We start from the raw sequence: 8,365 nt of genomic DNA on the forward strand, positions 1-8,365 counted from the left end.
GGCCGGCAGGACGGTGTGGTGGTGTCCATGGCCATCGCGCTGCTCGTCCCGGTGGCGCTGCTGCTCCCGTGGCTGGCGACACTCGTCACGGACCCTGGGAAGCTCCTGCTGGAGGCAGGGCTGCACGACCCCGCGCTGGTGGACGCCGCATCGGCTCCCGAGTCGTTGCTGTCGTTGAGCCCGGAGGGCCCGGGCTGCCGCCGTTCTGGGTGACGGCGGGGCTGCTGGTGACGGCGCTGGCCGCGCCCTCATGCGCCGCCAGCGCATGATCGTCGCCATCGGCTGGGGCATCGCCCTGTACGGGATGTTCGCCGCGATCCTGGTCGGCCGGATCGCCGTCGAGGGCACGCGGGCCTGGCCGGGGGTGCCGCTGGCGTTCGCGGGGATGGGCCTGGTGGTCCTCGTGGGCCTGACCGCGCACCGCCTGGCCGAGCTGCGCGCCGGCGGCGGACTGCGGCGGCTGGGGGCGACGGCGCTGGTGGGGGTGGCGTTCAGCACGCCGCTGCTGGCCGCCGGTTACTGGGTGGCCACCGGGGTGCGCGGGCCGCTCACCGGGGACGCGCCCGACGTCCTGCCGGCCCTGGCGGCCTCGCGTACCGCCCATGGGGAGCGGACCTTGGTGATCAAGGGGTCCGAGTTCACCGTGCTGCACGGGCGTACCCCGCTGATCGGCGAGTCGGAGCTGCCCGTCGCGTCCGAGGCCCGCGGCCGCGTCGCCACCGCCGCGCAGGGGCTCGCCGGCGGGCGCGGCGGCGACGCCGCCACACTTGCCCAGAACGGGATCGCCATGGTCGCCGTGGCGCCGCCGGTCACGCCGCTCCTGACCAGGACACTGGACTCCCAGCCTTCGCTGCAGCGCATGAGCCTGTCGGAGGCCGGCGGCCTGTGGCGCGTGGTCGAACCGGTCACCCGCGTGCCCGCCCAGCCCGAGAGTGCCCTGCACAAGCCGTGGTTGTGGGCGCAGGGAGCGCTGGTGCTGGTGTTCGCCGTGCTGGCCACGCCGGGGCGGCGTGAGAGCCCGCAGGAGGCTGCGGAGCCGTCGCCCAGTGCCGTCCTGGCGGGGGTGTCATGAGGTCGTTCGTCGAGAACCGGTTCGGACTGGTGGCCTTGGTCATCGTGGCTCTCGCCGCCCTGTACGGCGTCGCGTACGTCACCAGACCGGCCCCCGCCGCCCCTGCCACGGCCGCGGCACCCAGGAAGGTGGCCGTCGAGTCGGTCACCGCCGTATGCCCCGGGACGAAGGGGGAGAAGGTCGGCGTGTACCTGCCCGGTGGCCTGTCCCACGAGGCGATGGCGGACGGCAAGCCGTACGTGACGAAGGGCCCCGCCGCGCTGGAGGCCGGCTACACCACCCGCGCCACGCGGGGCGCCGGACGCGGCCTGGCGGGCGTGCGCTGCACCGAACCCGCCGCCGTGACCTGGCTGCTCGGCCCCGGACCGGCGGACGCCGGCGTGATCCTGCACCTCACGAACGCGGACAAGGCGCCGGCGCTGGCCGACGTACAGGTCCACGCGGCCGAAGGCCCGGTCTCCGGCGACAAGGGCATCGGTCTGGAGATCGCGCCCGGCGAGCATCGCGAGATCGACATGAAGACGCTCGCCCCGTCGGCCGACATCATGGCCGTGAGCGTCACCACCATCTTCGGCCGCGTCGCCGTCGCCGCCCGCACCACGCTCGAAACCGGAGGTGTCGACTGGCTCCCCGCCGCAGCGCCGCCCGCCACGCGGATGGTCGTCCCCGGGATCCCTGGCGGCGGCGGCCGCCGCGAGCTGTTCGTCGCCGCCCCTGGCGAGAGCGACGCGCTGGTACGGGTGAAGGCTGTGACCGAGGACGCCGAGTACGCCATGCGGGGCCGCGAGACGGTCGACGTACCGGCGGGAAGCGTCGTCTCGCTGGACGTGACCACCGGCGTGGGCGGCTCGTCAGCGGCCCTCGTCCTCACCTCGGAGACCCCGATCGTGGCCGGCCTGGTGATGACCGGCACCGGCGGCAGCTCGGACATCGCCTTCACCGCCGGCACGCCCTCTCTGGACCTGGGCAGCGCGGTGGCCCGCAACGGCACCGGCTCCCGCCTGATCCTCACCGCACTCGGCGCACAGCCCGGCAAGGTGCGGGTCCAGGTCGTGCCCGGGAAGGGGGAGGCGGAGCCACCGTTCGACGTCGACGTGCCGGCGGGCCGGACGCGAAACGTCCGGCTGAAGGCGAAGGGCGACTTCGCGGTGGTCGTCACGCCCCTTGCCGGCGAGGTCTACGGGGGGCGAGTGGTGGAGGAACGCCTCAAGACCGGCCTGCTGATCACCGCCCAGCCACTGGCTCCGGCGCGGAGGTGGACCCTGCTCCCTCCCCTCACCGACACGCCCCGCGTGGTCCTCCCCTAGAAGGCCCAGAAGGGGCACGGTCCTCCCGGCGGGGCCACGCGCATCCAGCGGTGGAAATAACTTGCAGCGTGTGTGCCTCGAAGAAAAGATACCTGCATGATCCTGGTCGAGGGGTTAACCAAGGTGTTCCGCCGGCCGCGCACCTTCTCCGGCCCCTTCGGAGCGTTACGCACGCTCGTCACCCGCCAGCACGAAGAGACCACCGCCGTCGACGATGTCAGCTTCGGGATCGACGAGGGCGAGGTCATCGGCTATCTCGGGCCGAACGGCGCCGGCAAGTCCACCACCATCAAGATCCTCACCGGCATCCTCACTCCGACGAGCGGCACCGTGGAGGTCAACGGCCTGGTGCCCTGGCGCGACCGCTCGGCCAACGCGCGCAACGTCGGCGTGGTCTTCGGCCAGCGCAGCCAGCTCTGGTGGGACCTGCCGCTGATCGAGTCGTTGCGGCTGGTGGGCTCGCTCTACGACGTTCCCGCTCCGCGCTTCGAGACGTCGCTGAAGAAGCTGCGCGACCTGCTCGGGCTCGACGCCTTCCTCGACACTCCGGTCCGACAGCTCAGCCTGGGCCAGCGGATGCGCGGCGACCTGGCGGCGGCCGTGCTGTACGAACCGCCGCTGCTCTACCTCGACGAGCCGACCGTCGGGCTGGACGTGCTGGCCAAGGAGGCGGTGCGCGAGTTCATCGTGGAGACCAACCGCCTCGGGCGTACCACCGTCGTCCTGACCACGCACGACCTGGCCGACGTCGAGGCGCTGTGCAAGCGGATCATCCTCATCGACCACGGCCGGGTGCTCTTCGACGGCGCCATCGACGCGCTGGTGAACCAGCCCCGCCGGCTGGTGGTCCTGCTGGAGTCCGAGCCGGAGGAGGTACGCGGCGTGCCGCGCGACGCCGAGGGGCGCTACGTGTTCGAGATCCACGACGACCTGCCGGGCATGATCGCGTCGATCGCCGCCGAACACGCCATCCGTGACATGTCGATCCAGGAGCCGGACCTGGAGAGCGTGATCAAGGGGATCTACACCCGATGACGCGCATCGGCTTCCGCCTCGCCCTGGCCTATCGCAGCAACATCATCATGACCTGCGTGGCCCTGGTCGCCCAGGTCTTCCTGCTGCGCATGATCTGGACCTCGGTGTACGGCTCGCGCCCCGCGGCCGCCGGGCTCACGCTGGACGCGTTACTGGCCTACCTGACCCTGGCCAACCTGCAGGCCTTCGTCACCCACACCATCGTCTCCCGCATCATCCATGACCGCATTCGTACCGGCATGGTCTTCTTCGACCTGGCCCGGCCGGTCGGCTATCTGCGGCAGATGGCCGGCTTCCAGGCCGGGAACACCTTGGGCGGGCTGCTGCTGCTCGCCCCGGTCATCCCGGTGGTGCTGCTGGTCGGCTCGATCACGGTGCCGGTCAACGGCGCCGGCTATGTGATCACGCTGGTGCTCGGATATGTGATCGCCGTGCAGCTGGCGCTGCTGATCAGCCTGATCGGCTTCTGGACGATGGAGATCGGGGCCGTCTCGCTGCTCTACCGGCTCGTCAGCCAGTTCTTCGCGGGGACGATGGTGCCGCTCGCCTTCTTCCCCGGGTTCCTGGGCGTGGTGGCCGAGATCCTGCCCTTCAAGTACATGGGCTACGTGCCCGCGGCGGTCTACGTCGGCCACATTTCCGATATTTCAGGTCCTGTGGTGGTTGAGCTCGCCTGGATCGCGGGGCTGTGGGGCCTGCTCGTCCTGACCTGGTCCCGGGCCCATCGGAGGGTGGTGATCCAGGGTGGCTGAGGTCCTCCGCGCGCTGCGCCTGTACGTCATGCTCCAGCGTGCCTCTGCCCGCGGCGCCATGCAGTACCGCATGAACACCGTGATCGGCATCCTCAGCGGCGCGATCTGGCAGGGCACCGGGTTCGCCTTCATCTGGGTGGTGATGCACACCTTTCCGTCGCTGGCGGGCTGGGGGCTGGCGGAGATCGCCTTCCTGTACGGCCTGCGCCTGACCGCCCACGCCCTGGCGATGATCCCCCTGATGAGCGTGAACGACATCCACTGGGTGGTGCGCAATGGGGAGTTCGACCGCTTCCTGCTCCGTCCGCTCAACCCTCTCGTCCAGCTCATGGGCAACAGAATGGGCATCGCCCAGTTCGGTGACCTGATCGTGGGCGTGACGCTGCTCGCCGTCGCCGGCCGGAACGCAGCGGTCCAGTGGAACGTCTGGCTGATCGCCTTCTGCTTCATCGCGATCGTCGGCGGCGCCCTCATCGAGGCCGCCTTCTTCCTCGCGCTGTGCTCCCTGTCGCTGCGCATGGTCGACACCTTCGCCCTGCGGGTCTTCGTCGACGACATCTTCAGCAAGTTCGGCTCGTACCCGATGAAGATCTTCGGTGGTGCGGTCGAGTGGCTGCTCACCTTCGTGGTGCCGGTCGCCTTCGTGGCGTACGTGCCCTCGAGCGTCGTGCTGGGCAAGCTCGACGGTCCCTGGGCGTTGGTGGCGCCGTTGCTGGGCGTGGTCCTGATCGTGCTGGCGTACCTCATCTGGCGGCGTCAGCTCGACCACTACCAGAGCGTCGGCCACTGACGTCAGCGGTGCCGAACCGCGCTCAGTCTTCGTCGGCGGGAAGGGCGAAGAGCCGGACGTGCATGGGTCGCGCGTCCTGCGGGGCCTCCTCCGGTGAGCGGTTGTACTTCATCAGCAAGGCGATGTAAGCCTCGAAGAACTCCTCGAACTCCGCCTTCGTCATGCGGGCCAGACCGCGCGACGCCTTGGCCCACTCGGGGTCGCGCCAATAGGCCTCGGGGAAGCTCTCGAACAGCCGCCGGTCCTCTTCCATGCCGATCCGGTGGAACTCGGCCAGCACCGGACGGTCCTCGGGGGCGAGCTGGTCCGGGGTCGGCAGGCGCATGTCGCGGGGTTCGCCGGCGTGGCGCCACCAGCGCTCCCGGCCGGTGGATCGCTCGGGGATCTCCTTGATGAAGCCGTATTTCTCGAGCTGGCGCAGGTGATAGCTGGTGGTGCCGGTTTTGGCGCCGAGCAGCTCGCCGAGCGTGGTCGACGTGGCGGGGCCGTGGATGCCGAGGTGGCGCAGCATGAGCTGCCGCATGGGGTGGGCCAGCGCCTTCAGCTTCGCGGGGTCATCGAGGATGAACCGCTCCTCATCCGTCATGAGGATCAGCCTAGTCCTGCCGAACGATATCTGCAGAGCACTGTTTGCCGAGAACTCTCTGCAGACTAGTCTCGGCAATATGACACGTATTCTTCGGCTTCTTCAGACTCTTCGAGCTCTTTGGGCGGTCGGCGTCGCGGTCGTCCTGCTCGTCGCCGCCCCCGCAGCCGCTGCTGCCGCTCTTCCCGGGCCCCGGCCTTCGCCGCCGATCGCCGTTCCGCCCGACCTGAAAGCCACGGAGGTGAGCTTTCCGGGCAGCGAAGGCCTCACGATGCACGGCACGGTCCTCTCACCCGCCACTGCCGGGCCTGGGCGCCGCCCTGGCCTCGTGCTGGTGACCGGGGCGGGCGGCGGCTCACCCCGCACGCGACACCTGACGGAGGCCGTCGAGTTCGCCCGCCGGGGGATGTCCGTGCTGATCTATGACAAACGATCCGTGGGGTACTCGCTCTTCCACAGGTCCTACTCGCAGCTCGCCGACGACGCGCTCGGCGGCTTGGCCGCGTTGCGCTCACAGCCGGGAGTCGACGGGGCGAAGGTCGGATTATGGGGGTTGAGCGAGGGAGGCTGGGTGGTCCCCATCGCGGCGTCCCGCTCGAAGGACGTCGCCTTCGTCGTGCTCGTCGGCGCGAACAGCCTGTCGCCGCTGCGGCAGGCGACGTGGGCCGTGCAGGCGGGGCTGCTCAGGGCCGGTGTCAGGGGCTCGCTCGTGGACCGCGCCGAGCTCAACATGTTCCGGATGATCGACGACCTCGGGATGTTCCCCGAGGCGCATTACGACCCTCGGCCGACCATCGCCGCCGTACGTCAGCCGGTGCTCGCCATCTGGGGCACCCACGACCTGCTGACCCCGCCCCTGGAGAGCCCGCCGGGTTTCGTCGCAGCCCTGGAGAAGGGCGGCAACCGGCGCTATACGATTCGTTTCTTCGGCAACGCCGAACACGCCGCCTTCAAGACCTCCGACGGGGGCGTCACCCCGCTGGCCGAGCTCGCGCCCGGCTACGCTGACCTGGTCGGCTCCTGGGTGGCCGACGCGACCGCGGGAGGGGCGCCCGTCGCGCGAACGTCAGGGCCGGTGCCCGTTCAGGATGCGCTGACCATTCCGGTGCATCGTTCGGCCTGGTGGGAGTCGGCGGCGGTCCAGCTGGTGGCGTCGGCGCTGTTCCTGGTCGCGTTCGGCTCCTATCCCGTGGTCGCGCTGGTGCGGCGCGTTCGCGGTCGTTCCCGGGCTCCGGTGACGAAGGTCGCGCGGCTGCTCAGCGCCGGCGGGCTCGTGGTGGTGCCCGGCATGTTCGTCTACGTGATGTATCTGCTGATGAGCGGGGGCGAGATGGCTTTCCCCGGGCCGGTCGTGACGGGCCGCCCGCTGGTCTGGCTCGCGCTGCAGGGCCTGGCGGTGGCCTGTGTGGTCGCCACGGTCCGGACCGCACTCTCCTGGCGGCGCGCCCGCTTCCCCATTCCCCGTGGCGAGAGCGTGCGCCTCTGGCTTCTGATTGCCGGAGGAACGGTGCTCATCCCATGGGGTCTCTACTGGGGCCTGCTCCTTCCGTGAACGGGGCCGGCGCGCCGGCCGTCCACAAGCCGTGATCCGCCGCCGGCGGCGGGGCCTTAGGTGATGCGTTCCCGCAGGTGAGCGGAGCCCGGCATCACCACATACGTCCATCCGCCCTTGCTCGGGCTCTTCAGCAGCGTCGCGGTGAACTGCTTGTCCAGTGTGCTCGCCATCGTGAGGTCCCCTTCCACTATTCGACGATCACGAGAGCGTTGCCGTCCGGGTCGCGGAGGGCGAACATCGGCGGGACGCCCTCCCAGAGCAGCAGCTCGTCCACGTCGGTGCCGATCGCCGCCAGCTCCTTGTGCAGGGACGCGACGTCCGCCGTGCTGAGGCGGACGCCGGTCTCGACGCCCGCCGCCGCGTCCGGGGACGCGGGGACCAGGGCGATGGACGTGGCCGACCCCGGGGGCGCCACCTCGATCCAGCGCCCGCCGAGCTGCTCGATCGGGGCGTCCAGGCGCTTCTCCAGCCCTAGGGTGCCCACATAGAAGATGACGGCGCGGTCCTGGTCGGTGACGGGGACCGCGATCGTTCTGATGCCGGTGATCGCGTTGCTCGCTCGCTCGCCCATGTCGAGCCTCCTGTCGTTCGGTTCCATCCGGTGGACTCGGGACGGACACGAAACTCATCGGGCCCGGGTCTCCTGGGCGTCCGTGGGGCGGTCAGCGGCGGTCGTCGTATCCCGGGTCGACGGTTTCGGGGGAGAGGCCGAGCAGGGTGGCGACCTGTTCCACCACCGTGTCGTGGACCATGGCGCCCAGGGTGTCGCGGTCCCTCGCCCGCGCTTCCAGAGGGCGCCTGTAGACCACCACGGACGCCGGATTCTGGCCGGTGGCCGCGTCGGCGCGGCCGAACGGGATCGGGTCCGTGCTGAGGCGCGGGCCGTCGTCCAGCTCGCTCAGCGGTGGCACCTCCTCCACCGCGAACTCCACGGCCGACAGTTGCCGCTCCCATCGCGGGCGGAGGCGGTCGACGGCGTCGAGGACGAGGTCGTCGAAGCGTTCGCTGCGCGACTTGGCCATGGGGACGTGGGAGGGGGCGAGCGGGCCGCGGAGGCCGCGACCGTGGCGATCGCGCCGTCTGGGACCGCGCTTCGGAGTCACAGGGGCAAGTCTAAGGGGATGCCCCGTGAAATCTGAGCGTGGCGGTGCCGGTCCGGTGGGTGATCGGCGTCTGCTCGTCCGCGCCCCTGGTGCTGCTGAGGCGAGGGTGACTATTAGGTGATCCTTTTGTGGAGGGGATTTGGGGGATAATGGCACGTTGTGGGC

The 8,365-nt window shown here is 70.4% G+C and carries 10 protein-coding genes; 7 read left to right on the forward strand and 3 right to left on the reverse strand.

The window, feature by feature from the left end; genetic code table 11:
• The 6 genes from ETD86_RS56330 to ETD86_RS50510 all read left to right on the forward strand — a co-directional run.
• On the forward strand, positions 1-213 hold a 213-nt coding region (locus tag ETD86_RS56330; RefSeq protein WP_170223736.1), incomplete at its 5' end, for a hypothetical protein.
• Positions 214-250: 37 nt separating this feature from the next.
• Entirely contained in the window at positions 251-1,072 is an 822-nt protein-coding gene (locus ETD86_RS50490; protein WP_138673744.1) for a hypothetical protein, read from the forward strand.
• Positions 1,069-2,379: a DUF5719 family protein gene (locus ETD86_RS50495; protein WP_138673745.1), complete on the forward strand. Its 1,311-nt coding sequence runs from the start codon at positions 1,069-1,071 to the stop codon at positions 2,377-2,379. Before ETD86_RS50490 ends, ETD86_RS50495 begins: the two co-directional genes overlap by 4 nt.
• A 96-nt stretch (positions 2,380-2,475) precedes the next feature.
• Positions 2,476-3,414, forward strand: a complete 939-nt coding sequence (locus ETD86_RS50500) for an ABC transporter ATP-binding protein (protein ID WP_138673746.1) — start codon at positions 2,476-2,478, stop codon at positions 3,412-3,414.
• Positions 3,411-4,166, forward strand: a complete 756-nt coding sequence (locus tag ETD86_RS50505) for an ABC transporter permease (RefSeq protein ID WP_138673747.1) — start codon at positions 3,411-3,413, stop codon at positions 4,164-4,166. Before ETD86_RS50500 ends, ETD86_RS50505 begins: the two co-directional genes overlap by 4 nt.
• Entirely contained in the window at positions 4,159-4,956 is a 798-nt protein-coding gene (locus tag ETD86_RS50510; protein WP_138673748.1) for an ABC transporter permease, read from the forward strand. Before ETD86_RS50505 ends, ETD86_RS50510 begins: the two co-directional genes overlap by 8 nt.
• Before the next feature lie 22 nt (positions 4,957-4,978).
• Here ETD86_RS50510 and ETD86_RS50515 read toward each other — a convergent pair whose 3' ends face one another.
• On the reverse strand, positions 4,979-5,542 hold the full coding sequence (locus ETD86_RS50515) for a winged helix-turn-helix domain-containing protein (RefSeq protein WP_138673749.1): 564 nt from the start codon (positions 5,540-5,542) through the stop codon (positions 4,979-4,981).
• 79 nt (positions 5,543-5,621) lie between these two features.
• Between ETD86_RS50515 and ETD86_RS50520 the strand changes: the two genes are divergently transcribed.
• A complete protein-coding gene (locus ETD86_RS50520) occupies positions 5,622-7,094 on the forward strand; it encodes an alpha/beta hydrolase family protein (protein ID WP_170223737.1) in 1,473 nt (490 codons plus the stop codon).
• A gap of 190 nt (positions 7,095-7,284) precedes the next feature.
• Here the strand turns inward: ETD86_RS50520 and ETD86_RS50530 are convergent, their stop codons facing one another.
• Positions 7,285-7,668, reverse strand: a complete 384-nt coding sequence (locus ETD86_RS50530; protein ID WP_211370836.1) for a VOC family protein — start codon at positions 7,666-7,668, stop codon at positions 7,285-7,287.
• A gap of 91 nt (positions 7,669-7,759) precedes the next feature.
• Positions 7,760-8,200 (reverse strand): metallopeptidase family protein, encoded by a 441-nt coding sequence (locus tag ETD86_RS50535; RefSeq protein WP_138673752.1) that lies wholly within the window; start codon positions 8,198-8,200, stop codon positions 7,760-7,762.
• Positions 8,201-8,365: the final 165 nt, after the last annotated feature.

It is taken from the genome of Nonomuraea turkmeniaca, from assembly GCF_005889735.1.
GTDB classification, from domain to species: Bacteria; Actinomycetota; Actinomycetes; order Streptosporangiales; family Streptosporangiaceae; genus Nonomuraea; species Nonomuraea turkmeniaca.

Coding starts and splice junctions, on each gene's coding strand:
- ETD86_RS50520 (WP_170223737.1), top strand. CDS start 5,622: ATGACACGTATTCTTCGGCTTCTTCAGACTCTTCGAGCTCTTTGGGCG.
- ETD86_RS50490 (WP_138673744.1), top strand. CDS start 251: ATGCGCCGCCAGCGCATGATCGTCGCCATCGGCTGGGGCATCGCCCTG.
- ETD86_RS50505 (WP_138673747.1), top strand. CDS start 3,411: ATGACGCGCATCGGCTTCCGCCTCGCCCTGGCCTATCGCAGCAACATC.
- ETD86_RS50495 (WP_138673745.1), top strand. CDS start 1,069: ATGAGGTCGTTCGTCGAGAACCGGTTCGGACTGGTGGCCTTGGTCATC.
- ETD86_RS50500 (WP_138673746.1), top strand. CDS start 2,476: ATGATCCTGGTCGAGGGGTTAACCAAGGTGTTCCGCCGGCCGCGCACC.
- ETD86_RS50515 (WP_138673749.1), bottom strand. CDS start 5,542: ATGACGGATGAGGAGCGGTTCATCCTCGATGACCCCGCGAAGCTGAAG.
- ETD86_RS50530 (WP_211370836.1), bottom strand. CDS start 7,668: ATGGGCGAGCGAGCGAGCAACGCGATCACCGGCATCAGAACGATCGCG.